General features: G+C 71.1%; 22 protein-coding genes and 3 pseudogenes. 12 read left to right on the forward strand and 13 right to left on the reverse strand.

The features are described 5' to 3' along the window. Positions 1-96 precede the first annotated feature (96 nt). Positions 97-429 carry a hypothetical protein gene (locus tag H8R17_RS06660; protein ID WP_187822195.1) on the reverse strand — a complete coding sequence of 111 codons (333 nt, stop codon included), beginning with the start codon at positions 427-429 and terminating at the stop codon, positions 97-99. A gap of 292 nt (positions 430-721) precedes the next feature. Here H8R17_RS06660 and H8R17_RS06665 point away from each other — a divergent pair, with 292 nt between their 5' ends. Then, positions 722-1360, forward strand: coding sequence for a uridine kinase (locus H8R17_RS06665; RefSeq protein WP_187822196.1), 639 nt, complete (start codon positions 722-724; stop codon positions 1358-1360). Positions 1361-1518: 158 nt separating this feature from the next. Continuing rightward, complete coding sequence (locus H8R17_RS06670; protein ID WP_187822197.1) at positions 1519-1947, forward strand: CBS domain-containing protein; 429 nt, start codon at positions 1519-1521, stop codon at positions 1945-1947. Positions 1948-2011: 64 nt separating this feature from the next. On the opposite strand, the gene corA is transcribed toward H8R17_RS06670, so the two are convergent. Next, entirely contained in the window at positions 2012-3139 is a 1128-nt protein-coding gene (gene corA / locus H8R17_RS06675) for a magnesium/cobalt transporter CorA (RefSeq protein ID WP_187822198.1), read from the reverse strand. 201 nt (positions 3140-3340) lie between these two features. Between corA and H8R17_RS06680 the strand changes: the two genes are divergently transcribed. After that, positions 3341-4147, forward strand: a complete 807-nt coding sequence (locus H8R17_RS06680; RefSeq protein WP_187822199.1) for a methyltransferase domain-containing protein — start codon at positions 3341-3343, stop codon at positions 4145-4147. 40 nt (positions 4148-4187) lie between these two features. On the opposite strand, the gene H8R17_RS06685 is transcribed toward H8R17_RS06680, so the two are convergent. Together H8R17_RS06685 and H8R17_RS06690 are read right to left on the reverse strand one after the other, a co-directional pair. Next, positions 4188-5129 carry a carbohydrate kinase family protein gene (locus tag H8R17_RS06685; RefSeq protein WP_262505067.1) on the reverse strand — a complete coding sequence of 314 codons (942 nt, stop codon included), beginning with the start codon at positions 5127-5129 and terminating at the stop codon, positions 4188-4190. 188 nt (positions 5130-5317) lie between these two features. Beyond that, positions 5318-6226: a pseudouridine-5'-phosphate glycosidase gene (locus H8R17_RS06690; RefSeq protein WP_316959332.1), complete on the reverse strand. Its 909-nt coding sequence runs from the start codon at positions 6224-6226 to the stop codon at positions 5318-5320. A gap of 99 nt (positions 6227-6325) precedes the next feature. On the opposite strand from H8R17_RS06690, the gene H8R17_RS06695 reads away from it, so the two are divergent. Then, complete coding sequence (locus H8R17_RS06695) at positions 6326-6754, forward strand: VOC family protein (RefSeq protein ID WP_187822201.1); 429 nt, start codon at positions 6326-6328, stop codon at positions 6752-6754. 214 nt (positions 6755-6968) lie between these two features. Here H8R17_RS06695 and H8R17_RS06700 read toward each other — a convergent pair whose 3' ends face one another. The 3 genes from H8R17_RS06700 to H8R17_RS06710 all read right to left on the reverse strand — a co-directional run bounded on the left by H8R17_RS06700 (position 6969) and on the right by H8R17_RS06710 (position 8761). Continuing rightward, the gene (locus H8R17_RS06700) at positions 6969-7139 is read right to left on the reverse strand and encodes a hypothetical protein (RefSeq protein WP_262505068.1); all 171 of its coding nucleotides are present in this window, start codon (positions 7137-7139) and stop codon (positions 6969-6971) included. 121 nt (positions 7140-7260) lie between these two features. Beyond that, positions 7261-7815: a methylated-DNA--[protein]-cysteine S-methyltransferase gene (locus H8R17_RS06705; protein WP_187822202.1), complete on the reverse strand. Its 555-nt coding sequence runs from the start codon at positions 7813-7815 to the stop codon at positions 7261-7263. 73 nt (positions 7816-7888) lie between these two features. Next, a complete protein-coding gene (locus tag H8R17_RS06710; protein WP_187822203.1) occupies positions 7889-8761 on the reverse strand; it encodes a glycerophosphodiester phosphodiesterase family protein in 873 nt (290 codons plus the stop codon). 285 nt (positions 8762-9046) lie between these two features. Here H8R17_RS06710 and H8R17_RS06715 point away from each other — a divergent pair, with 285 nt between their 5' ends. The 5 genes from H8R17_RS06715 to H8R17_RS06735 all read left to right on the forward strand — a co-directional run bounded on the left by H8R17_RS06715 (position 9047) and on the right by H8R17_RS06735 (position 16272). Continuing rightward, positions 9047-9916, forward strand: a complete 870-nt coding sequence (locus H8R17_RS06715) for an MHYT domain-containing protein (protein WP_187822204.1) — start codon at positions 9047-9049, stop codon at positions 9914-9916. A 40-nt stretch (positions 9917-9956) separates the two neighbouring features. Further along, complete coding sequence (uvrB, locus tag H8R17_RS06720; protein WP_187822205.1) at positions 9957-12095, forward strand: excinuclease ABC subunit UvrB; 2139 nt, start codon at positions 9957-9959, stop codon at positions 12093-12095. A gap of 193 nt (positions 12096-12288) precedes the next feature. Continuing rightward, positions 12289-12867, forward strand: coding sequence for a TerD family protein (locus tag H8R17_RS06725; RefSeq protein ID WP_187822206.1), 579 nt, complete (start codon positions 12289-12291; stop codon positions 12865-12867). A gap of 105 nt (positions 12868-12972) precedes the next feature. Then, entirely contained in the window at positions 12973-15045 is a 2073-nt protein-coding gene (locus tag H8R17_RS06730) for a TerD family protein (protein WP_187822207.1), read from the forward strand. Positions 15046-15270: 225 nt separating this feature from the next. Then, positions 15271-16272 (forward strand): TerC family protein, encoded by a 1002-nt coding sequence (locus H8R17_RS06735; protein WP_187822208.1) that lies wholly within the window; start codon positions 15271-15273, stop codon positions 16270-16272. A gap of 171 nt (positions 16273-16443) precedes the next feature. Here the strand turns inward: H8R17_RS06735 and H8R17_RS06740 are convergent. After that, positions 16444-17477, reverse strand: a pseudogene (locus H8R17_RS06740) (MFS transporter). A gap of 95 nt (positions 17478-17572) precedes the next feature. Beyond that, positions 17573-18006: pseudogene (locus H8R17_RS06745) on the reverse strand (LD-carboxypeptidase); the annotation flags it as partial. 109 nt (positions 18007-18115) lie between these two features. On the opposite strand from H8R17_RS06745, the gene aroQ reads away from it, so the two are divergent. Next, positions 18116-18589, forward strand: a complete 474-nt coding sequence (gene aroQ / locus H8R17_RS06750; protein ID WP_187822209.1) for a type II 3-dehydroquinate dehydratase — start codon at positions 18116-18118, stop codon at positions 18587-18589. Between the two features lie 8 nt (positions 18590-18597). On the opposite strand, the pseudogene H8R17_RS06755 reads toward aroQ, so the two are convergent. From H8R17_RS06755 to H8R17_RS06765, 3 genes and pseudogenes are all read right to left on the reverse strand, one after another. Beyond that, positions 18598-18849: pseudogene (locus H8R17_RS06755) on the reverse strand (peptide ABC transporter ATP-binding protein); the annotation flags it as partial. Between the two features lie 211 nt (positions 18850-19060). Continuing rightward, complete coding sequence (locus H8R17_RS06760; protein WP_187822210.1) at positions 19061-19717, reverse strand: MBL fold metallo-hydrolase; 657 nt, start codon at positions 19715-19717, stop codon at positions 19061-19063. 61 nt (positions 19718-19778) lie between these two features. Then, entirely contained in the window at positions 19779-20465 is a 687-nt protein-coding gene (locus tag H8R17_RS06765) for a maleylpyruvate isomerase family mycothiol-dependent enzyme (RefSeq protein ID WP_187822211.1), read from the reverse strand. A 223-nt stretch (positions 20466-20688) separates the two neighbouring features. Between H8R17_RS06765 and uvrA the strand changes: the two genes are divergently transcribed. Next, complete coding sequence (gene uvrA, locus H8R17_RS06770; protein ID WP_187822212.1) at positions 20689-23712, forward strand: excinuclease ABC subunit UvrA; 3024 nt, start codon at positions 20689-20691, stop codon at positions 23710-23712. Between the two features lie 72 nt (positions 23713-23784). Here the strand turns inward: uvrA and H8R17_RS06775 are convergent, their stop codons facing one another. Further along, positions 23785-24348 carry a YceI family protein gene (locus tag H8R17_RS06775; RefSeq protein WP_187822213.1) on the reverse strand — a complete coding sequence of 188 codons (564 nt, stop codon included), beginning with the start codon at positions 24346-24348 and terminating at the stop codon, positions 23785-23787. Positions 24349-24449: 101 nt separating this feature from the next. Here H8R17_RS06775 and H8R17_RS06780 point away from each other — a divergent pair, with 101 nt between their 5' ends. Further along, positions 24450-25313, forward strand: coding sequence for a helix-turn-helix domain-containing protein (locus tag H8R17_RS06780; RefSeq protein WP_187822214.1), 864 nt, complete (start codon positions 24450-24452; stop codon positions 25311-25313). The last annotated feature ends 39 nt before the right edge of the window (positions 25314-25352 follow it).

The following is a 25352-nucleotide window of genomic DNA, read 5'->3' on the forward strand; positions in this document are numbered from 1 at the left end:
CTGCCTGTCCGGCCCGGTCGGCCCCCTCTCGCCGCCGAACCCGTACCGCCCGGTGTGCGGCGCACCCTGCTCCAGCCCCCCCGCCCGGCGTGAGCATCACCCAGTCGACGGGGCTGTCACCGCCCCCCGCTCCCGCAGCCGCGCGAGACCCGCCGTGTGCGCCCGCGTGAACTGCCCTATCTCCGGCGGAAACTCCGCGGGATCATCCATCACGGGCCGCCCGTCCGTCCCGAGCAGGTTCGCGAACAGGCCCACCGCGACCAGCCGCCGTACCCCCCCCGCGGCGGCCAGACCGCCCAGCAGCGCGTCCGCGGCCTGCACGAAGAACTCCGGATCCAACGTGTCGACGCCCTGCGCAGGCCCGCCGAACGGCGACACGGCATGCACCGCGGCCACCCGCCCGGCCCCCGCCCCGGCGACCGACCCCACGTCGGTGACATCGCCGCGTACGACGGTGACGCCCTCCGCGCCGAGGTCCGGTTACCGTCCCGGATCCCGCACCACGGCTCGCACGCCCTCCAGCCCCGAAGACGACGATCCCGGCCATGCCCAACCTTCTTGTCCCGCCCGCACTTCGCGGCGCGGCAGTCCCCTTCCGTATCGGCGACAAGTGGACCGGCATGGTCGTCCGCTGCCGAGGCCCACCTCCCACACCTGCTCGCCGCCCGCCGCGCACGCGAGCCGCACACGTCCGGACCGTCCGCACGGCGCCTGACGCATCATGGGCCGTGTGCGACTCGAAGCGATCACCTGGGACCGGCTCGGCGACCTGCTCGCCGAGCGCCTGCTCGACCTGAAGCCGACCGACGGCAGCCCATGGACGCGCATCGCCTTCGACGGCGCCCCGGCCGCCCGTCCCGGAGACCTCGCCGAGCGCGTCTCGTCCGCCCTGCGCGTGCACGGCCGCCCTTCCCTCGTCGTCGGCACCGAGGGCTTCCTGCGCCCCGCCTCGCTCCGCCTGGAGTTCGGCCGGGATGCGGAGTCCTTCTACAACGGCTGGTACGACACCGGCGCCCTGTGGCGCGAGGTGTTCGGCCCCCTCGAACCCGGCGGAGGGGGCCGTGTCCTGCCCGACCTGTGGGACCCGGTCACCGACCGCGCCACCCGCAGCCCCTACGTCCCGCTCCCGCCCGGCGGCCTGCTCCTCCTGCACGGCCCATTCCTCCTGCGGCACTGGTTCCCCTTCGACCTGAGCGTCCACCTCCTGCTCTCCCCGGGCGCCCTGCGCCGCCGCACTCCCGAGGCCGAGCACTGGACCCTGCCCGCCTTCGCCCGCTACGAGGACGAGACCGACCCGGCCGGCACGGCCGACGTCCTGGTACGTACCGACGACCCCCGCCGCCCGGCCTGGAACGGCTGAACCGCACCCGGGGCGGCACAGTGTGCGCCCGCACTTCCGCGCTGTCATCACCGGTCGGTTCCGCGTGCGTGGGCCGGGCCCCGCGGCGAGAATGAAGGGCGCCGGTACCAGCGGTGCGTCCCGCGCCGCGCCGGCCGTCCGGCACCGGGAGGTACTTCATGACCACCGCCGGAGACATCATGCACCGTGGCGCCCAGTGGATCCCCGCCCACGAAACCCTGGACCGCGCCGCCCAGCTGATGCGCGAGCTGAACGTCGGCGCCCTGCCCATCAGCGACCAGAACGAGCGGCTCTGCGGCATCCTCACCGACCGCGACATCGTCGTCGGCTGCGTGGCCGTGGGACACGACCCGTCCAAGGTCACCGCGGGCGACATGGCCCAGGGCACCCCGCGCTGGATCGACGCCGACGCCGACATCCGCGACGTGCTCCGGGAGATGCAGGATCACCAGATCCGCCGGCTGCCCGTCATCGAGAACAAGCGCCTGGTCGGCATGATCAGCGAGGCCGACCTCGCTCACCACCTGACGGGCGATCAGATCCACACCTGGGCCGAGAACGTCTACGCCCCGACCCCGACCCGCTGACAACCGGCCGCCCCGCCGGCACCGCCGGACCCGCGAGGTCCGCCGGTGTCGGCCAACGGGCGGTTCACAGCCAGCCGTTGCGCCGGAAGCTCCGGTACAGCGTCAGGCACGCAACGGATATCACGACCATCACCATGCCGTAGCCGTAGCGCCAGTGCAGCTCGGGCATGTGGTCGAAGTTCATGCCGTACACGCCGCACACCATCGTCGGCACGGCGATCATCGCGGCCCATGCCGTGATCTTCCGCATGTCCTCGTTCTGCGCCACCGTCACCTGCGCGAGGTGCGCCTGCAGGATGGAGTTGAGCAGTTCGTCGAAGGCGGCTATCTGCTCCGTGGCCCGCAGCAGGTGGTCGGCGACGTCCCGGAAGTAGGCCTGTATCTCCGGGTCGACCGCCCGGATCGGCCGGGTGGCCAGCTCCTCCAGCGGGCGGCCGAGTGGCACCACCGCCCGCTTCAGCTCCAGCAGTTCGCGCTTGAGCTGGTAGATGTGACCCGGGTCGACGCGGGCGCCGTCCTCCGCGAACACGTTCGTCTCGGTCTGGTCGATGTCCTCATGCACCGAGTCGATGACGGTCAGGTAGTCGTCGACCACGTGGTCCGCGATCGCGTGCAGCACCGCGGAGGGCCCCTTGGCGAGCTGCTTCGGGTCGGACTCCAGCCCCTCGCGCAGCGGACCGAGCGAGCCGTGCCGCCCGTGCCGCACCGTGATCACGAAGTCCTGGCCGACGAACACCATGATCTCGCCGGTGTTCACCACCTCGCTCGTGGCGGTCAGCTCCTCGTGCTCGACATAGCAGACCGTCTTGAACACCGCGAACAGTGTCTCGTCGTACCGCTCCAGCTTGGGGCGCTGATGGGCCTCGATCGCGTCCTCGACCGCCAGCGGATGCAGGTCGAACAGCTCGGCGATGCCGGCGAACTCCTGATCTGTCGGCTCGTGCAGACCGAGCCAGACGAACCCCTCGCCCTTCTTGCGCACCCGCTCCACGGCGTCGACCAGATCGCCGTCCGCGGGAGTCCGGACGCCGTCCCGGTACGTCACGCAGTTCACCACCGACGAGCCCAGCGGGGACCGGGCCGGGTGACTCAGGTCGACGCGCGGGCGCCGCCGGGTCAGCCGGGCCACTCTGCGGAGGCCGCCGACCCTGCCGAGGCCCGTCACCTTCCGCAGATTCCCTGCCATGGTCATCTGGATCTCCTTGCGGTGGATCTCCTCGCGCCGCCTTCCTGCGCCTTGGCGCGCCAGTCTGCCAGGTCAGTGTGAGCTGCGGGTAAGCCTGTGGAAACGGAAGATTCCGCTTTGTTCCCGGCTGTGGACGGGGGCCTGAGGGCTCCCGGTGCCGGAGCGTCGACCGTTCCGGACATGCCGGGTAACTGGGATGATCACGGCATGACGCGAACCGACGGCTATCTCCTCGACAACCGGCAGACCGAGGCGGCAGAGCGCTTCGCCGCCTTCGCCGCCCTCTTCGACCCCACGACGTTCCGGCATCTCGAAGGGCTCGGCATCGGGCCCGGCTGGCGCTGCTGGGAGGTCGGCGCCGGCGGCACCTCCGTCGTCTCCTGGATGGCCAAGAGGGTCGGCCCGACCGGACGGGTCGTCGCGACGGACATCGACACCTCGCGGCTCGTCCCGGCCGCCCGCCCGCCGGTCGAGGTGCGCGTCCACGACGTGGGGGTGCAGGAGGCGCCGGGGGAGGGGTTCGACCTGGTGCACGCCCGGCTCGTCCTCGTCCATGTGCCGGACCGCGAACGGGCGTTGCGGTCGATGGTCGGGGCCCTGCGTCCCGGCGGCCGGCTCCTGGTCGAGGACGCCGACCCCGCGCTGCAGCCGCTTGTCTGCCCCGACGAGTACGGCCCCGAGCAGCAGCTGGCGAACCGGATCCGGCACGGCTTCCGCCAGTTGCTCGCCGACCGGGGAGCCGATCTGGCCTACGGCCGCAAGCTCCCGCGGCTGCTGCGGGAGGCCGGGCTGAGCCGCGTCGAGGCCAACGCGTACTTCCCTGTCACCGGTCCTGCCTGCGCCGCCCTGGAGGCCGCCACGATCCGTCAGATCCGCGACCGGCTCGTCACCGCGGGACTCGCCACCGACGAGGACGTCGACCGCCACCTCGCCAACGTCGCCTCCGGCACGATGGACCTGGCCACGGCCCCGATGATCTCGGCGTGGGGGCGCAAGGCGCAGGCCGGGCAGTGAGGTGACGGGGCGTCGGCGGATGCCGTGCCTCCGCCCACGCTCACTCTTGTGCCGACCCCCAGCCCTCCGCCGATGTCCACTCCTCTGACGGGGGTCGTCCGCCCAGTCGCCGCACCGCCAGCGCGCCCGCCCGGCATCCCTGCGCCGCCGCGTCCTCGGGCGTGGCGCCCTTGAGGAGGGCGGCGAGGAACGCGCCGGTGAAGGCGTCACCGGCGCCCGTGGTGTCGCGGGGCGTCGCCGGGACGGCCGGGACGCGGGCGCGTACGGTGCCGCAGCGGGCCACGAGCGCACCGTCCGCGCCCTGCTTGGCGACGACGAGCGGGATCCGCCGGCTCAGCTCGGCCGCCGCGGCCGCCACGTCCGGCAATCCCGTCAGCAGGCACGCCTCGTCCCGGCTGGGCAGCAGCACGTCCACGCCGTCGACCAGCTCCAGGAAACGGTCGACGCCCAGCTCCACGAGGAAGCCGGCCGACGCCGGATCCAAGCTCACCGGCACCCCACGCGCGCGTGCCGCCTTCAGGGCCACGGCGGCCAGCGCACGGCTCGGCTCCGAGAACAGGAGATAGCCCGAGAGGTGCAGCCGGGCGACACAGTCGAGCAGCGCGTCAGACCAGTCGGCGGGTTCGAGCCGCAAGGTCGCGCCGCTGTCGGTGAGGAACGTCCGCTCCGCCGACGCACCCGTGTCGACGAGACAGATCACCGTCCCTGTCGGCGCCTGCTCATCGACGACGAGGCAGGGCCGCACCCCGCACGCGGCCAGCGCCCGCTCGTGCCACGCCGCCGCATCCGCACCCACCCGCCCCAGCAACCGCGCCTCGGCCCCACCCCGACGGGCGGCCCAGCAGGCTACGTTCGCCCCCGCACCACCCGGCACCCTCCGCACCGAGGCGGCCGTGTCCGTACCGACGGCAAGCGGCCCCCGGTACCGCGCGACCACGTCGGTGACCACGTCCCCGACGACCAGCAACGCACCGCTGCGCAAGCGCCCACGTCCGCCTACGGCCGCTGTATCGTGTCGCTGATGGCTGGGTTCGCCCTTGGGTCTCGCACCATCGCGTGGATGGCTCGGTTCGCCTTCGGCCATCGCACCGTCGCGCGAGCGCCCCGGCCCGCCTCCGTCTCCTGCACTGTCCGGGCCCGTATCTCCCGGCTCTCCCGCCCCGGCCCCCTTCACGCCCCGGCCCAGGCCGCCGCGATGCGTGCCGCCAGACGTACGTTGCCCCGTACCGCCGCCAGGTTGGCGTTCAGGGACGCGCCCTCGGTGTGCCGTACCAGGTAGTCGAGCAGGAACGGGGTGACCGCCTGGCCGGTGATGCCCTCCTCCTCGCACGCGTGCAGCGCGTCGGCGAGCACGCGCGCGTGCAGGCCGGGATCCAGCTGCTCGTCCTCGGGGACGGGGTTGGCGACGATCAGCGCCGACTCCGGTCCGTCGAGCGCGTCCTGCGCCCGCATGACGTCCGCCACCTGCTCCGGCGTGTCCAGCGTCCAGTCCACCGGATGGCCCGAGTCGGACAGGTAGAAGCCCGGGAAGCGGTCCGTGCCGTATCCGGACACCGCCACTCCCAACGTCTCCAGTCGCTGGAGTGTCGCCGGCACGTCGAGGATCGACTTCACGCCCGCGCACACGACCGTGATCCGCGTCCGCGCCAGCAGGCCCAAGTCGGCCGACTCGTCCTGGGTCACCGTCCACTGCCGGTGCACCCCGCCGAGCCCGCCGGTGGCGAACACCCGCACGCCCGCCAGCGTCGCCAGCAGCGCGGTCGCCGACACCGTGGTCGCCCCGCTCGCCCCGGACGCCACCGCGAGCGGCAGGTCACGGTGGCCAAGCTTGCGGATCCCGTCCTCGTTGGCAACCCGCTCCAGCTGCTGCTTGTCCAGACCGACACAGGGCCGCCCGTCCAGCACGGCGATCGTGGCCGGTACGGCCCCCTGCTGCCGTACCGCCGCCTCCAGCTCCAGCGCCACCTGCAGGTTGCGCGGCCGCGGCAGCCCGTGCGCGATGATCGTGGACTCCAGGGCCACCACGGGGCGCCGTGCGTCGAGCGCCTCTCGCACCTCTTCGGACACCACCAGCACCACGTGCCTGCCTCCTGCCTGTCGCTCTTTCCTCATCTCTGGCGGGCGGCGCGCCGCGTCAAACCCTTGCGGCCTGTGGGGGCGGACACGAGCCTGGCCTGTATGACGGACAACTCGACACGTCTCGACCACGTCGTTCTCTGGGTGCGCGACCCGATCGCGTCGGCCGCCTTCTACGAGAAGGCGGCCGGGATGGAGCCGGTCAGGCTCACCGACTTCGCCGCGGGAACCGTGCCTTTTCCCTCCGTGCGTCTCAACGAGGAGACCATCTTCGACCTGATGCCGCTGGCCATGGCGGAACGCATGACGATGGTCCCCGGGGCCGCCGACAGCTCCGGCCACCCCGTCAACCACGTCTGCCTCTCGTTGCCGTCGGACGGCTTCGACACGCTCCGCGCCCGCCTGGAGAACCAGACCGTCCCCGTCTCGGACGTCTCGCGCGACTCCTTCGGCGCCCGCGGCCCGGCCAAGCGCAGCTTCTACTTCCGCGACCCGGACGGCAACGTGTTCGAGGCGCGGCACTACGACTAGACGCGTCCAGCGCACAGGGTGCCACGCGCGCGTGGCATCCTCCCTTTCTCGTGGACGTCAGGTGTGCGGCCGTCAGACCGGCTGTACGAAGTCCAGCGCACCATGCGGGTTGAGGACGTACTTGCGGCTGGTGCCTGGACGGACTGACCGGCGCGGGCGCCTCCCGGGGGCCCGGGCCGGGCCCCCGGGCCTTGAGGCGGGGCGGGGTTGACGTTCAGACAGATGCCGGTCTTGCGCCCCTTGCCTTGAGGATCACCCGGCACTCGCGGCCGACGTTGTCCGGAGCGACCCCCGGCCCGCCCTGGAGTCCGAGCGTCGGGTGGTCGATGATCCTGACCTCCACCGCGCCCGGCTTGAGATACGCGACCGCCCTGTTTCCGCTCATGCGTGATCGCCGTCCCTTCGGCTCCGTACGGTCGGAGCCCCTCGGATGCCAGCGGCTGTGCGCATGGCGGAGTCTGCTACCGCCGGCGCTTTCCGGCCACTTTCCGCGCGCGGGACCGCGCTCAGAACAGCGGCTCGGGCAGCACCCCCTCCAGGGCGAGCAGCTTCCGCTTGGTCTCCAGCCCGCCCCCGAAACCCCCGATGCCGCCGTCGCTCTCCACGACCCGGTGGCACGGCACCACGACCGGCAGCGGATTGGCGCCCATCGCCGCCCCCACGGCCTGCGCGCCGCCCGGCTGGCCGACCCGACCGGCGAGATCCCCGTAGCCGACGACCGTGCCGTACGGCACACCGGCGGCCAGCTCGCGCAGCACCTCGCGGTTGAAGCCCGAGATCAGCGACCAGTCCAGCGGCACGTCGAAGTCGTGGCGCACACCCGCGAAGTACTCCTCCACCTGGCGTATCGCCTCGGCCAGCAGCGGGCAGCCGGGCTCCTCGACGGGCTCGGTGCCGAGCCGGGAGGCGAGCCGGTCCAGCGCCCGCTCGCGCACCGGGTCCGTGGCGTGGAACACGACGTTGACCAGGCCCTCGCGGGTCGCGGCCAGCAGCAGCGGACCGATGCCGCTGTCCACGACGGCCCACACGACCCGCTGCTCGTACTGCCCATGGCTGTCCATGCGCCCACCGTACGATCCGCCACTGACAACGCCCGGGGAGCGGACGCCGGCCCTCGCCCCGCTCCCCGGCGGCTCAGCTCTCGTCCAGCGCCTCCCGCACCACATCCGGCTTGTTGGTGATGATCCCGTCGACCCCGTACCCGGCGACGCGCCGGGCGGTGTCCGCGGTGTCGACGGTCCAGGTGAAGACCTCCAGCGGCCGGCCGTGCGGCCCCGTGAACGCCTGCACGGCGTTCACGTACCCCGCGGACAGAGAGCCGTACGACGGGTTGATCTGATCGGCGAAGGTCGCGTACGCGGGCAGCTCCGAAGTGGGCGGCGTCCCGAGGAAGCCGGTCTTCACCGCGGGCTTCAGATCGTGGACCGCCTTCACACTGTCCACACTGAAGCTCTGCACGATCAAGCGATTTGCCATATGCCGCCGGTCCAGCCAGCCCTCGTTACTGAGGACCTTCAGCGTCTGCCGCTCGATGCCCGGGTACAGCTGGGGGTTCTTGATCTCCAGCAGCAGCTTCTGGTGGTGGTGCTTCACGCGGCGCACATACTGCTCCAGCGTCGGCACGCGCGCGCCCGCGAACGCCGGGTCGAACCAGCTCCCGGCGTCGAGCCGGGCGATCTCGGCGGCTGTGAAGTCCCGCACCTTCCACGGCGCCCGGTCGGGGAAGACCTCCTCGACGTCGGTCGTGCGCTGCAGGCTGTCGTCGTGCAGGACGACGAGCTCGCCGTCCTCGGTGCGCTGAACGTCGTTCTCCACCCAGCGAATGCCCAGCTCGGCCGCCTTGTCGACGGCCGCCAGGGTGTTCTCGGGCGCGTACGCGGAGGCGCCCCGGTGGGCGATGACCGTGGGCGGCTCCCCGGCGTCGGCCCGGGCGGGGAGGGTGGCGAGCAGGAGGGTGGCGGTCCCCAGGAGCGCGGTTGTCGTGGCGGCTGCAGCGCGCGCGTGCATGCGTACTCCTCGCGTCGAGCGATCGGACAGTCACGGACGGATCAACTCTGACAGCAGAGGGTCAACAGCAGGGGGGTGCAGGATGGCCACAGATTGAATGGGGTTGTCCCAACTCCGCTCACTGGTGCCGCACAACTGGGGCAGGGGCGTGTTTCTTTCCCGGAAAATCGTTCGACCATTCCGGTGGGAGTCATACTCTCTGCGTCAGCCCTGACCGCAGTGCGGCCTGGGAGGGGGCGCACATCAGGATTTCCGGGACGCAACAGGGCGGAAGGGCAACCGCGCATGCAGGGCACGGTCGACGGATTCAGCTACGGCCTGGTCACACCGCTGGTGGCCTATCTCATGGCCTGCCTGGGCGGTGCCCTGGGCCTGCGCTGCACCACCAGATCCATGCTCGTCGCGCATTCCTGGCGTCCTGGCTGGCTGGCCCTCGGCTCGGCCGCCATCGGCTCCGGCATATGGACCATGCACTTCATCGCGATGATGGGCTTCACGGTCAAGGGGACGCCGATCCACTACGACACGGCGATGACCTTCGCGAGCCTGGCCGTCGCCATCGTCATGGTGGGCGTCGGGATCTTCATCGTCGGCTACCGGGGCGCGCGAGGAGCGGCCCTGTTCACCGGGGGCACCATCACCGGCCTGGGGATCGCCTCGATGCACTACCTGGGCATGGCCAGCATGCGCCTCGACGGAAAGCTGGAGTACAACACGCTCACCGTCGCCGCGTCCGTCCTCATCGCCATGGTCGCCGCCACCGCCGCCCTGTGGGCCGCCGGACAGGTCCGAGGGCTGATGTGGAGCGTCGGCGCGAGCCTCGTCATGGGGCTCGCCGTCAGCGGCATGCACTACACCGGCATGGCCGCCCTCAGTGTCCATCTCCACACCCCGGCCGGCTCCTCCGAGGCGGACTCGCCCGCCGCCCTGCTCGCGCCGATGCTGATCGGCCCGCTCGCCTTCCTCCTCCTCGCGGGCGTCGTGGTGCTGTTCGACCCGCTGATGGTCATGGGGCGGCCCGCCGTGCTGCCCGCCGAGCACAAGCCAGGCATCCCCGCCCACACCGCCGTCCACCACTCCTCGCCGAACCGCATGCGGCTGCGCCCCCGCCGCCCGGTCGGGCACCGCGGCTCCCGCACCCCGCAGAACCGCTGATCCGCGCCCGTTGTCAGTGGGTGGTCGTACGGTGGAACCCATGCGGCCCGTTTCTCAGATCGAACGCACGGTGGCGCCCTTCGAGGTCGTCAGCCCCTATCAGCCCAGCGGCGACCAGCCGCAGGCCATCGCCGAGCTCGCCCGGCGCATCGAAGCCGGCGAGAAGGACGTCGTCCTGCTCGGCGCGACCGGAACCGGCAAGTCCGCCACCACCGCGTGGATGATCGAGAAGCTCCAACGCCCCACGCTCGTGATGGCGCCGAACAAGACTCTGGCCGCCCAGCTGGCGAACGAGTTCCGGGAGCTGCTGCCGAACAACGCCGTCGAGTACTTCGTCTCGTACTACGACTACTACCAGCCCGAGGCCTACGTCCCGCAGTCGGACACCTACATCGAGAAGGACTCCTCGATCAACGAGGAGGTGGAGCGCCTGCGGCACTCCGCGACCAACTCACTGCTCACCCGCCGCGACGTCGTCGTGGTCGCCTCGGTCTCCTGCATCTACGGCCTGGGCACGCCACAGGAGTACGTGGACCGCATGGTCCCCCTCAGGGTCGGCGACGAGGTCGACCGGGACGAGCTGCTGCGCCGCTTCGTGGACATTCAGTACACGCGCAACGACATGGCCTTCACCCGCGGCACCTTCCGGGTCCGCGGCGACACCATCGAGATCTTCCCGGTCTACGAGGAGCTCGCCGTCCGAATCGAGATGTTCGGCGACGAGATCGAGGCGCTGTCCACCCTCCATCCGCTCACCGGCGAGATCATCAGCGACGACCAGCAACTGTACGTCTTCCCCGCCTCCCACTACGTCGCCGGACCCGAGCGCATGGAGCGGGCCGTCAACGACATCGAGAAGGAACTGGGGGAGCGGCTGGCCGAGCTGGAGAAGCAGGGCAAGCTGTTGGAGGCCCAGCGCCTGCGGATGCGCACGACGTACGACATCGAGATGCTCCGCCAGATCGGCTCCTGCTCCGGCGTCGAGAACTACTCGATGCACTTCGACGGCCGCCTGCCCGGCTCCCCGCCCAACACCCTGCTGGACTACTTCCCGGACGACTTCCTGCTCGTCATCGACGAGTCGCACGTCACCGTCCCGCAGATCGGCGCCATGTACGAGGGCGACGCCTCCCGCAAGCGCACCCTCGTCGACCACGGCTTCCGGCTCCCCTCCGCCCTCGACAACCGGCCCCTGAAGTGGGAGGAGTTCCAGGAGCGCATCGGGCAGACCGTCTTCCTGTCGGCGACTCCGGGCAAGTACGAGCTCTCGCGCGGGGACGGCGTCGTGGAGCAGATCATCCGCCCCACCGGCCTCGTCGACCCGGAGGTCGTGGTCAAGTCGACCGAGGGCCAGATCGACGACCTGGTGCACGAGATCCGCCAGCGCACCGAGAAGGACGAGCGCGTTCTGGTCACCACGCTCACCAAGAAGATGGCCGAGGACCTCACCGACTACTTCCTGGAGCTGGGCATCCAGGTGCGCTATCTGCACAGCGACGTCGACACCCTGCGCCGCGTCGAGCTGCTGCGCGAGCTGCGCTCCGGCGAGTTCGACGTGCTGGTCGGCATCAACCTCCTGCGTGAGGGCCTCGACCTGCCCGAGGTGTCCCTCGTGGCGATCCTCGACGCGGACAAGGAGGGCTTCCTGCGCTCCGGCACGTCCCTGATCCAGACCATCGGCCGCGCGGCGCGCAACGTCTCCGGCCAGGTCCACATGTACGCCGACAAGATCACCCCGGCGATGGAGAAGGCCATCGAGGAGACCAACCGCCGCCGGGAGAAGCAGATCGCGTACAACAAGGAGCGGGGCCTCGACCCGCAGCCGCTCCGCAAGAAGATCAACGACATCGTCGCGCAGATCGCCCGCGAGGACATCGACACCGAGCAGCTGCTCGGCTCCGGCTACCGCAAGGCGAAGAAGGACGGCGGGGGCACCAAGGCTCCCGTGCCCTCCCTCGGCAAGGCGGCCCTGGGCACCAAGTCCGCCAAGGGCAAGGCCAAGGAGACGGTGCCGACCGACCGCCCGGCGGCCGAGCTGGCCGAGCAGATCGAGGAGCTCACCGCGCGCATGCGGGCCGCCGCCGCGGACCTCCAGTTCGAGATCGCGGCCCGGCTGCGCGACGAGGTGTCCGAGATGAAGAAGGAACTGCGACAGATGCAGGAGGCGGGACTGGCCTGAGTGACCCGCCCTGCGCCGGTCCACGACGGCGGACCGGCGCCCCGCAGGGCCCCGGGCCCGGCCGCGTGCGCGCAGTGTTGCAAGACCGACACAAAGTCAGGAGCCGGATGGGCCACTGTCAGCGCCCCTGCGTAGGGTTCTGGTCAACCGCGGCTTCGCGGCAACAGGGGACGTCCGAGAGGGGAATCAGCGCGTGACCGTCAACATGACCAAGGGTCAGGCCATCAGTCTGCAGAAGAACGACGGTGGCAGCCTGACCGCGGTGCGCATGGGTCTCGGCTGGCAGGCGGCTCCCCGGCGCGGCCTGTTCGGCTCGCGCACACGGGAGATCGACCTCGACGCCTCCGCCGTCCTCTTCGCGGAGAAGCAGCCGGTCGACGTCGTCTTCTTCCGCCACCTGGTGAGCGACGACGGCAGCGTGCGCCACACCGGTGACAACCTCGTCGGCGGTGTCGGCCAGGGCGGCGACGACGAGGCGATCCTCGTGGACCTGCAGCGCATCCCGGTCCACATCGACCAGATCGTGTTCACCGTGAACTCCTTCACGGGCCAGACCTTCCAGGAGGTGCAGGACGCGTTCTGCCGCCTGGTCGACGAGACCAACGGCCAGGAGCTGGCCCGCTACACGCTGGCCGGCGGCGGGTCCTACACGGCCCAGATCATGGCGAAGGTGCACCGCTCGGGCCCGGGCTGGACGATGACGGCCCTCGGCTCCCCGGCCAACGGCCGCACCTTCCAGGACCTGATGCCGACGATCCTGCCGCTTCTCTGAGAGACGTCTTCCAACAGACGCCGTTCCTCCACAGGGGAGACCGGTCGGGGCGGGCCGGTGACCGGCGCAGGACACGCAGGACACGCGACAGGGGGGGCGAAGGCGATGACGGCCGAGCTGATGCGGGGGCAGAATCACCCGCTCTCCCAGATCCGTCTGGAGATCCGGATCTCAGCCGGCACGCCGATCGTGGCCGGAGCCACGCTCAGCGACGCGGACGGCAAGGTCCACGGCGTCGAGTGGGTGGCCCACCCCGGCACCCCCACCCTGCAGGGCCTGGAGGTCTCCCGGCAGGCGGCCGCCGACCATCGCCTCGCGGTGGACCTGGGCGCCATGCCGGAGGCAGTGCACCGCGTCAACGTGCTGCTCGCCCTGCCCGCCGGCGCCGGCCCGGTCCGCTTCGGCGCCGTCGCCGCCCCCTTCGTCGCCGTCACCGACCTTGACGGCGCCGAGATCGCCAGATACACCATCACCGGCCTGGACGCCGAGTCGGCCGTCGTCGCCCTGGAGCTCTACCGCAGGCAGGGCGCCTGGAAGGTGCGCGCCGTCGGCCAGGGCTACGCCGGCGGCCTCGCCGAACTCCTCACCGACCAGGGCCTGCCCGAGGCCCACCAGCTCGCGGGCAGCATCAACGACGCGGTGGCCCGGGGCCTGTCCCGCTCGGTACAGGCACCCCCGCCGCGCACGGCGGACGGCGAGCGCACCCGCCAGGCGGCCGCCCCCGCGCTCGGCCCGGACCAGGGCGGCACCGCACCCCAGGGCACGACCGGCCCCGTACCGCCGACGCCGATGTACGGACCTCAGGGCATGCCCGGCGGCCAGACACCCGAGCAGCCCGCACCGCTGCCGGCGTCCCCGTATGGGCCGCACGGCGCCCAACAGCCCGCGCATTCCGCGCCGCCGAACCACCAGGACGGGGCGGATGCCTTGTCCGTCACTCAGCCGCCGGCCCCCGGCGGCCCGATCGACTACAGCCACCCGGCGCGGCGCAACGCCGCCCCGCCACCGTCTCCGCCGGCCGCACCCCCGGCCGAGCCCGGGCAGTCCGCGCGGCCCGTCGCGGGCGATGCGACCGGCTGGTCCATGGACGAGCGGCTCTACAACCAGGTGTGGGGCATGTTCGAGGACCTGGCCCGCACCACGGCCGCCTACCGCAGCGCCGTCGACTTCGCCGAGTCGCGCATGGACAAGGAGCTGGAGCAGGTCCTTTCCGGCCCGCGTAGCCGGATCGGCGGGCAGGGCGACGCGGCCCGCGAGGCGGCCCGCGCCAGGCACGCCCAGCTCGTCGACCAGGCCAGGGAGGCCTTCGACCGGGACCTCACCCAGCTCACCGCCGAGGCCGAGGTCGTCGAGCCCGCGCTGCCGCCCGCGTACGCCGGCTGGGACAGCCCCGTCTGGCACGGCTACCGGGTGCCGGTGGAGATACCCATGGCCCTGCGGCTGGGCGACCTCCATCTGCCCGAGGCGGCCCAGGTGCGCATTCCGCTGCTGGCCCGGCTGCCGTTGGAGCGCGGCCTGTGGATCGACAGCGGGCGCATGGGATCGGTCGACGGATCGTTCGCCGACTCCCACGACCTGGGGCGGCCGGCGATAGAGGTGGCGGTGGCGCACGCGGCCCGGTTGCTCGCGGTCCACCCGGCGGGCGAGTTCACCGTGCACGTCATCGACCCGGCCGCTTCGGGTGCCCAGCCGCTCGCACCGCTGGTGCAGACCGGGGTGCTCGCGGCCCCGCCCGCCCTCGGTGCCGCGGGGGTGGCGGACGTACTGGCCCGGCTGACCGAGCGGGTCGACCTGGTGCAGATGGCGGTGCGCGGCGGCGCGGCCGACTCGCTCCCGCCCGGCTTCGACACCTCGCAGCAGCTGCTGATCGTCAACGACTTCCCGCACGGCTTCGACGACCGGGCCGTGAACCAGCTGCGCTACCTCGCGGACGAGGGCCCGGCCGTCGGCGTCCACCTGATGATGGTCGCCGACCGTGCGGAGTCCGCGGGCTACGGGCCTTTGCTCGACCCGCTGTGGCGTTCGCTACTGCGACTGACCCCGGTGGCCGACGACCACCTCGCCGACCCGTGGGTCGGGCACGCCTGGACATACGAGCCCTCGCTCGTGCCGCCCGGCAGCGAGGTGCTCCAGCAGGTGCTCCAGCAGGTCGCGACCGCTCGCTTCAAGTACATGTAAAATCCGCCGACCAGGGGATTTGGCCGTTCTTTTGCCAAGTGCTTTACCTGTTCTTGGTAATTGGGGTACGGTGTCGAGCACGGAGGGGAGTACTCCCTGTCTGCTGCGGCGTACCCGTCAATACGGATCAGGCCAGATCCCGGGGCGTCGGCCCGTCACGGGTGGAAGAGACCTCCGGCAGCGAAGTCGCTGACGTTTGCCGTCTAACGAACTGCCGGAGGCGCAGTGGATGTTTCTGTGAACCTGTGGGTCCTGACCATCGTGGGGCTCGCCGCCCTGATCGCGGTCGACTTCTTCATCGGCCGCAAGCCGCACGACGTATCGATCAAGGAAGCCGGGATCTGGACGGTCGTCTGGATCGTCCTGGCCTTTCTCTTCGGACTCGGACTGCTTGTCTTCGGCGGCGGCCAGCCCGCCGGCGAGTTCTTCGCGGGCTTCATCACCGAGAAGTCGCTGAGCGTCGACAACCTCTTCGTCTTCGTCCTGATCATGGCGAAGTTCGCGGTGCCCTCGCAGTACCAGCAGCGTGTACTGCTCATCGGTGTCCTGGTAGCCCTCGTGCTCCGCGCGATCTTCATCGCCGCGGGTGCCGCGATGATCTCCAGCTTCTTCTGGATCTTCTACGTCTTCGGCGCCTTCTTGATCTACACCGCCTGGAAGCTGATCCAGGAGGCCAGGGCCGACGAGCCCGAGGAGGACTGGGAGGAGAACAAGCTGCTCAAGGCCGCCGAGAGGCGCTTCGGTGTGGCCGACCGCTACCACGGCACCAAGCTGTGGATCGAGCAGAACGGCAAGCGCGTCATGACGCCGATGCTGGTCGTGATGCTCGCGATCGGTATGACGGACGTGCTCTTTGCGGTCGACTCGATCCCCGCGATCTTCGGCCTGACCCAGGACCCGTACATCGTCTTCACGGCCAACGCCTTCGCGCTGATGGGCCTCAGGCAGCTGTACTTCCTCATCGGCGGCCTGCTGAAGAAGCTGGTGCACCTCAGCTACGGCCTGTCGATCATCCTCGGCTTCATCGGCGTCAAGCTGGTGCTGCACGCGCTGCACGAGTCCGGCGTCCACGTCCCCGAGATCAGCATCCCGGTCTCGCTCGGCGTGATCTGCTCCGTCCTGATCGTCACCACGATCACCAGCCTGCTGGCCTCCCGCAAGCAGGCGGCCGCCGAGGCCGCACAGGCGCGCGGCGAAGACGCCCCGAAGGACAGCATCGACGTCTGACCATCCCCCGAGAACGGGCCCTGCACGACGGCGTGCAGGGCCCGTTCGCATCTGCGACGACCGCTGAGTGATCACTCGTGTGGTCGCGCTGGAAGCCGGTCCTCGCCGGGTCCGTGCCGGCTGGCGTGCACCACGCCGAGGTGGTCGCCCACCGTCACCCGGGCCGCCCCGTCACCCCGCCGCCGGCTCCGCCGCCACCGCCCGCACCGGACGGGTCTCCGGGAGCAGCGCGAAGCACGCCAGGCTGAACAGCGCGACCCCCGTCAGATACGCCGCCACACCTCAGGGCACACAATGCGGCCGCCGCGCACCCGGCCAGGCACAGCGGCCGTCGCCCGTACCGGTCGCCGAGCAGCGCCGCCGCCGGCGTGAGCGCGCCCTTCACCAGTACCGCGGCCATGATGCAGGTCAGCATGACGCTCCGGCTCACCCCGAGCCGTTCCGTCGCGTACGCCAGGGACCAGGTCGTCACGGCATAGAAGACCGCGTACCCGACGGCGAGGGCGCCGCCGGTCAGCAGTACCAGCCGCCAGTGGTCGCGCACGACCTCGGCGAACGGCACGCGCGCGTGGTCGTCGATTTCCAGGAACCGGGGACTCTCGGCGAGCGACGACCGCAGCCACAGTCCGACCACGGCCAGCACGCCCGCCGCCCAGAACGGCACCCGCCACCCCCACTGCCCGAACTGCGCCTCCGACAGCGTCGCCGAGAGCCCCAGCACCACCCCGTTGGCGAGCAGGAAGCCGAGCGCCCGCCCGACCTGCGGGAAGCTCGACCACAGCGCGCGCCGCTCGGCGGGGGGCGTGCTCCGCGGTCAGCAGCACGGCTCCGCCCCACTCTCCGCCGAGCCCCAGCCCCTGCAGGAAGCGCAGCACCAGGAGCAGCACGGGAGCGGCGACACCGATCGTGTCGTACGTCGGCACACAGCCCACGGCGACCGTCGCGCCGCCGGTCAGCAGCAGCGAGCCGACGAGGACCGGCCGCCGCCCCCGCCGGTCCCCGATGTGCCCGAACAGCACCGACCCCAGCGGGCGCGCGACGAATCCCACGCCGAACGTGCCGAAGGCGGCCAGCGTCCCCGTCACCGGCGAGAACGTCGGGAAGAACAGCGGTCCCAGGACCACCGCCCCCGCTGTCCCGTAGACGAAGAAGCCGTAGAACTCGATGGCCGTCCCCGCGAGCGAGGCGGTCGTGAGGCGCAGCATGGAGGGTGCCCTTACGGGTCCGTACAACGCGCATGCCGCCACAACTACCCACGGTGACCGGCGGTTACGGGGCGCACGGAGGCGCTGGGCGCAGGTCAGTACGTGACGGTGATGCGCCGCGCAGGGCCGTCGACGCGCACGACGCCCCCGTAGGGGATGACCAGTTGGGGGTCCGTGTGTCCGAAGTCCACGTCGAAGACGGTGACGGCGTCGGGCGCGTACGTCCGCATCGCGGCGTGACGGCCTCACGCTGCTCGGCGGCGTACCGTGCGGCCTCCTCGGGGCTGTGGGGGTGCTCGAAGGACCAGGTCTTCGGGCGGCCCATCAGGAGCGCGGAGAAGCGTCCGAGCAGCCCGCGCTCGCCCATGTTCCGCAGGGTGCGGAAGACTTCGGCGGCGCTCGGCAACTCCTCCGAGGTCTCCAGGAACAGCACGCCGCCGCCGTACTCCGACAGATCGTGCGCGATCTCGCGGTCGGCCATCAGCAGCCACCCGAAGATCTCCAGACAGCCGCCCCAGGTGCGGCCCTCGGCCGTGATAAACCGGGGATGAGCAGCGATGCCACACCGTCGCCCCGCCCCGCCCCGCCCCGACCCGCCCCGCCCCGCCCCGCCTCGCCCCGACCGGACCGGAGGAACCGTGCCCCGCACCCTGGCCAACGCCCCGATCATGATCCTCAACGGCCCCAACCTGAACCTGCTCGGCCAGCGCCAGCCGGAGATCTACGGCTCCGACACCCTCGCCGACGTCGAGGCGATGTGCGCCAAGGCGGCGGCCGCGCACGGCGGCACGGTGGACTTCCGCCAGTCCAACCACGAGGGCGAGTTGGTGGACTGGATTCACGAGGCGCGGCTGAACCACTGCGGGATCGTCATCAACCCCGGCGCCTACTCGCACACCTCCGTCGCCATCCTGGACGCGCTCAACACCTGTGACGGGCTGCCGGTGATCGAGGTCCACATCTCCAACATCCACCAGCGCGAGTCGTTCCGGCACCACTCCTACGTGTCGCTGCGGGCCGACGGGGTCATCGGGGGGTGCGGGGTGCAGGGATACGTGTTCGGCGTGGAGCGGGTCGCGGCGCTGGCGGGGGCAGGGCAGACCGATGCGTAGCCTCCGGCCTACAGCCGTCCCGCCTCCACGATCCGCCGCAGGAACCGCTGCGTGCGCTCCTGCTGCGGATCGCCGAAGACCTGCTCGGCGCTGCCGCGCTCCAGCACCACGCCCCCGTCCAGGAAGCACACCTGGTCGGCGACGTCACGGGCGAAGCCCATCTCGTGCGTGGCCAGCACCATGGTCATGCCCTCGTCCTTCAAGTCCCGGACGACGGTGAGGACTTCCCCGACCAGCTCCGGGTCGAGGGCGGCGGTGACCCGTCGAGCAGCGGCCCATTGCCGCCCAGGAGCCGTCATCCTGTGCGGGGCTCCTTCCAGTTGACTGCGCAACCACGAAGGTCGGGAGCGCGCACACGGCGTCAGCATGTGCGAAGTGTTCACACGGGGCGCGAACGCGGGGCGCGCCCCCCGGAGTTCACCACCCCGCGCGTGTCAACGCTGAGGTTCACCACTCCCTGCGCTCTGGCGGTCACCACCCGCGCGCGTGCCACTCCGGCAGCTGCGGGCGCTCCGCGCCCAGCGTCGTGTCGTCGCCGTGGCCCGGGTACACCCACGTCTCGTCCGGGAGCACGTCGAAGATCTTGGTCTCGACGTCGTGGATCAGACTCGCGAACGCCTTCGGGTCCTTGCGCGTGTTGCCCACGCCGCCGGGGAAGAGGCAGTCGCCCGTGAACACATGGGGATGCCCGTGCGGGTCGTCGTAGACGAGGACGATCGAGCCCGGTGTGTGCCCGACCAGATGGCGCGCGGTGAGTTCCACGCGCCCCACCCGGATGGTGTCGCCGTCGTCGACCAGGGCGTCGGTCGGCACGGGGATCCCCTCGGCGTCGTGCCGGCCCGCGTACGTGCGGGCGCCGGTGGCCGCCACGACCTCGGCGAGCGCCTGCCAGTGGTCCCCGTGCCGGTGCGTGGTGACGACGGACGCGATGCCGTCGTCACCGATCATCCCGAGCAGCACGCCCGCGTCGTTGGCGGCGTCGATCAGCAGCTGCTCGTCCGTGGCCCGGCAGCGCAGCAGATAGGCGTTGTTGTTCATCGGACCGACCGCGATCTTGCTGATCATCAGGTCCTTGAGCTCGTGTACGTCGGCAGGGCCGCCGACCGTCACCTGTCCGCTGTACGTCATGGCCGCAGCCTATAGCGGGGGAGCCAGGGCCCGTCCAGGCTCTCCCGGGGCCTCTCGGGCGCTACAGCGGCGGCAGGCCCGGAAGCGCGCCGCCCGTCACGGTCAGCCCGGATCCGTCGCGGCGGCCCGCGAGCCAGCCGAGCAGGTCGGCGTTGCGGCCGCTGACGGTGCGGGGCTCGCCGTCCTGGCGGCCCGTGGGGATCTGGTGGCCGTCGTCCTCCTCGATGACCACGGCGGGTACGTCGGGATGGCCCCGGAACCGGTCGGCGAGGAAGTCGATCTCGCGCTGGGTGAACTCCTCGGGCAGGTCCTCCAGCTCGTACCCGATCCCCAGATCCACGTGGTGCAGCTCCACCTCGGCCCACCGCCGGAACGGCACCCGCGCCGCCGAGTCGGTCACGCCGTTGCGCAGCTCCACCGTGCGCGACCAGTCCGCCGGTGCGGCTCCCGCCTCCTGGAAGCGCGCCGTGCTCTCGCGCAGGTCGGCGAGGTGGACGTCCAGGGGGCGCGTGGCGTCGCGCTCTATATCGGCGTCCCGGACCTCGGCGGAGACGTACATGGGTCGCCCCTGGAGGACGTTCACGAGGGCGTCCGCGTTGCGGGCGATGTGGGCCAGGACGTGGCCGCGGCTCCAGCCGGGAAGCCGTGACGGCTCGGTCACGGACGCGTTGTCCAGTTTGCCGACCGCGAGGAGCAGCCGCTCGGTAGCGTCACGTACAGACGCCAGGTCATGCGCGTGATCAATCATGGAGCTGACCCTAGCCCGGCCACACCTTTGGGTGAAGGTGGTGAAGGCGTGCCGCTAATCGAAAGCACGTGCTATAAGGTCGGTCGTGGCATCGGGCATCCTGGATGCCCGGGGATTGTTTGCAACCCGTGAATCCGACCGGCGTTGTCAGTGGCTCCCTCTAGTCTGAGAAAGCACGGGGGCCCCGCCCCTGTCACTTCTCTCAAGAAAGGTGCGGACCGGCGTGGCCGACCGTCTCATCGTTCGTGGAGCGCGCGAGCACAACCTCAAGAACGTCTCGCTCGACCTCCCGCGCGACTCGCTCATCGTCTTCACGGGCCTGTCGGGGTCGGGCAAGTCCTCGCTGGCCTTCGACACGATCTTCGCCGAGGGACAGCGGCGCTACGTGGAGTCGCTGTCCTCCTACGCCCGGCAGTTCCTCGGCCAGATGGACAAGCCGGACGTCGACTTCATCGAAGGCCTGTCCCCGGCCGTCTCCATCGACCAGAAGTCGACCTCCCGCAACCCGCGCTCGACGGTCGGCACCATCACCGAGGTCTACGACTACCTGCGCCTGCTCTTCGCGCGCATCGGCAAGCCGCACTGTCCCGAGTGCGGCCGCCCGATCTCGCGCCAGTCGCCGCAGGCCATCGTCGACAGGGTCCTGGAGCTGCCGGAGGGCAGCCGCTTCCAGGTGCTGTCGCCGCTGGTGCGCGAGCGCAAGGGCGAGTTCGTCGATCTCTTCTCCGACCTCCAGACCAAGGGCTACTCCCGCGCGCGGGTGGACGGCGAGACGATCCAGCTGTCCAGCCCGCCCACGCTGAAGAAGCAGGAGAAGCACACCATCGAGGTGGTCGTCGACCGCCTCACGGTCAAGGGCTCCGCCAAGCGCCGCCTCACCGACTCCGTCGAGACCGCCCTCGGCCTGTCCGGCGGCATGGTCGTGCTCGACTTCGTCGACCTCCCCGAGGACGACCCCGAGCGCGAGCGCATGTACTCGGAGCACCTGTACTGCGCGTACGACGACCTGTCCTTCGAGGAGCTGGAGCCGCGCTCCTTCTCCTTCAACTCGCCGTTCGGCGCCTGCCCCGACTGCACCGGCATCGGCACGCGCATGGAGGTCGACCCCGAGCTGATCGTCCCGGACGAGGACAAGTCCCTCGACGAGGGCGCCATCCACCCCTGGTCGCACGGCCACACCAAGGACTACTTCGGCCGCCTGATCGGCGCCCTCGCGGACGCACTGGGCTTCCGGACCGACATCCCCTTCGCGGGCCTCCCGCAGCGCGCCAGGAAGGCCCTGCTGCACGGCCACCGAACGCAGATCGAGGTCCGCTACCGCAACCGGTACGGGCGCGAGCGCGCCTACACGACGGCCTTCGAGGGCGCCGTCCCGTTCGTCAAGCGCCGGCACAGCGAGGCCGAGAGCGACGCCAGCCGCGAGCGCTTCGAGGGCTACATGCGCGAGGTGCCCTGCCCCACCTGTGAGGGCACGCGCCTGAAGCCGGTCGTCCTCGCGGTCACGATCATGGGCAAGTCGATCGCCGAGGTCTCCGCGATGTCCATCAGCGACTGTGCGGACTTCCTGGGCGAGCTGAAGCTCACCGCCCGCGACAAGAAGATCGCCGAGCGGGTGCTGAAGGAGGTCAACGAGCGGCTGCGGTTCCTGGTCGACGTCGGCCTGGACTACCTCTCGCTGAACCGCGCGGCCGGCACGCTCTCCGGCGGCGAGGCCCAGCGCATCCGCCTGGCCACCCAGATCGGCTCCGGCCTCGTCGGCGTCCTGTACGTCCTCGACGAGCCGTCCATCGGTCTGCACCAGCGCGACAACCACCGGCTGATCGAGACCCTGGTCCGGCTGCGCGACATGGGCAACACGCTGATCGTCGTCGAGCACGACGAGGACACCATCAAGACCGCCGACTGGATCGTCGACATCGGCCCCGGCGCCGGCGAGCACGGCGGCAAGGTCGTGCACAGCGGCTCCCTGAAGGAGCTGCTCGACAACCCGGAGTCGCAGACCGGCCTGTACCTCGCGGGCAAGAAGGCCATCCCGCTGCCCGACATCCGCCGTCCGGTCGACCCCTCCCGCGGGCTCACCGTGCACGGCGCCCGCGAGAACAACCTCCAGGACATCGACGTGTCCTTCCCGCTGGGCGTGTTCACCGCGGTCACCGGCGTGTCCGGCTCCGGCAAGTCCACGCTGGTCAACGACATCCTCTACACGCACCTGGCCCGCGAGCTGAACGGCGCGAGAAACGTCCCCGGGCGGCACACGCGCGTGGACGGCGACGACCTCGTCGACAAGGTCGTCCACGTCGACCAGTCGCCCATCGGTCGCACCCCGCGGTCGAACCCGGCGACGTACACCGGCGTCTTCGACCACATCCGCAAGCTGTTCGCCGAGACCACCGAGGCGAAGGTCCGCGGCTACATGCCGGGCCGGTTCTCCTTCAACGTCAAGGGCGGCCGCTGCGAGAACTGCGCGGGCGACGGCACGATCAAGATCGAGATGAACTTCCTCCCGGACGTGTACGTCCCGTGCGAGGTCTGCCACGGCGCCCGCTACAACCGGGAGACACTGGAGGTCCACTACAAGGGCAAGTCCATCTCCGACGTCCTGAACATGCCGATCGAAGAGGCCATGGACTTCTTCGAGGCGGTCCCGGCGATCTCCCGCCACCTGAAGACCCTCAACGACGTCGGCCTCGGCTACGTCCGGCTCGGCCAGTCCGCGACCACACTGTCCGGCGGTGAGGCGCAGCGTGTGAAGCTCGCCAGCGAGCTGCAGCGCCGCTCCACCGGCCGCACGGTGTACGTCCTGGACGAGCCGACCACCGGTCTGCACTTCGAGGACATCAGCAAGCTGCTGAGCGTCCTGTCCGGGCTGGTCGACAAGGGCAACACGGTCATCGTCATCGAGCACAACCTCGACGTGATCAAGACCGCCGACTGGGTCGTCGACATGGGCCCAGAGGGCGGCGCCGGCGGCGGCCTGGTCGTGGCCGAGGGCACGCCGGAGCAGGTCGCCGGGGTTCCGGCCAGCCACACCGGCAAGTTCCTGCGCGAGGTCCTCGGTGCGGACCGGATCAGCGACGCGTCCTCGGTGAAGGCCCCGCGCAGGACGGCGGCGAAGAAGACGGTCCCGGCGCAGACCAGGACGACCAGGACCGCCACCAAGACGGTCAACAGCACCGCAGCCAAGAAGACAGCCGCGAAGTCCACGAAGGCCGCCGCGAAGAAGACGACGCGGACGACCAAGGGCTGACCGGCTCCTGCCGACGCGACGCGCCGTCTCCCCCCAGGGACTCCCTGTGGGACACGGCGCGGCGTTGTGCGGTCAGGCGTTCTTCGGCTCCACGAACTGCATGTCGAGCTGGATCTTCACCACTTCCCCGAGCAGACCGGGGGCGAAGTCGAGCCCGAAGTCGCTGCGCCGGATCTCGCCCGTCGCCTCGAACCCGGCGTGCCGGCTGCCGTCCATGGGCACATCGACCAGCCCGCCGAACTCCGCGGCGAGCGTCACCGGGCGGGTCACCTCGCCGATCGTCAACTCGCCCTCCATCGTCCAGTCCTCACCCTCACCCGCCACACGCGTCGAGCGGTACGTCATCGTCGGGCGCTTCTCGACGTCGAGCAGGTCGGAGGCGCGTACATGCGCGTCCCGGTCGGCGTTGCCGGTGTCGATCGAGGCCAGGTCGACGGTCGCGGAGACCCGCACGTCCTCGACGCGCTCCCCGACGAACAGTTCGGCCTCCAACCGCTCGAAGCGCCCCCGGACCTTGGCGATTCCCAGGTGACGGATGGTGAAGTTCACGGAGGAGTGCAACGGGTCCAGGCCCCAGTTCCCCGGGGCCAGCGGCAGAGCGGTGGCGGAAGCGGCGGTAGCGGTGTCCTTGGTCATGGCCTCCACCCTGAGGGGCGCGCGGCCCAAGAGGGAGACCGGCCGGAGCCTGGTAGTGGCAGGGACACCCTTCACGCGCGCGGGCGGGGTACGTTCGGCGGGTGAGCGACAACGAGTTGGGCACGTTCCTGCGCACCTGGCGTGAAGCCGTCAGCCCCGCCGAGGTCGGCCTGCCCACCGGTACGCGGCGCCGCACCCCGGGCCTGCGGCGCGCCGAACTGGCCACGCTCGCGGGCGTCAGCGTCGAGTACCTCACCCGGCTGGAACAGGGGCGCGACCGCAACCCCTCAGCCCAGGTGCTCGGCGCCCTCGCCGACGCCCTCAACCTGTCTCTCGCCGACCGGATGCTGCTGCGCCGCCTGACCAAGGAGGCGGACGGCGGCGACCCGCTGGTCTGCGCGGCGGCCCCGTCGCTCAGCCGCACGGCGCGCCCCACCATACGGGCCGTGCTGGACCACCTGGAGCCGGCTCCCGCACTGGTGGTCAACTGGATCGGCGACGTCCTCGCCCACACTGCCGGTTACGAACGCCTGGTCGGACCCATCGGCCTGCTCGACGACGAGCGCCCCAACCTGCTGCGGTACCTGTTCGCCGACGAGCGGGCCCGCAGCGCCTACCGCGACTGGGACCGGGTGGCCGACGACCTCGTCGCCCGGCTCCGGCACGGCGTCCCCTTGCGGGACCCGCACCTCGCCGAGCTGGCCGACGAGCTGACGGTGACGGCGGGCGCGGACTTCGCCGACCGGTTCGCCGACCTGGCCGTGGCACCCCGGCGGACGGGCTCCCAGCAGATCGAGCACCCGGAGGCCGGATCGCTGCGACTGCTGCACGAGACGTTCGCGCTGCCCGACGAAGGCCAGCGCGTGATCGTTCACCTGCCCGCGGACGACGCCACGGCCGCCGCCCTGGACCGCCTCAACGGCCGTCGCCCCGGCGCGCTGCGGGCCGTGGGGGAGGCCGGCTGAGCGACGCGCACGGGACGCGTTCCGTGTCGTCCGTCCTGA

This window comes from Streptomyces sp. TRM68367, from assembly GCF_014495685.1.
GTDB lineage: Bacteria > Actinomycetota > Actinomycetes > Streptomycetales > Streptomycetaceae > Streptomyces.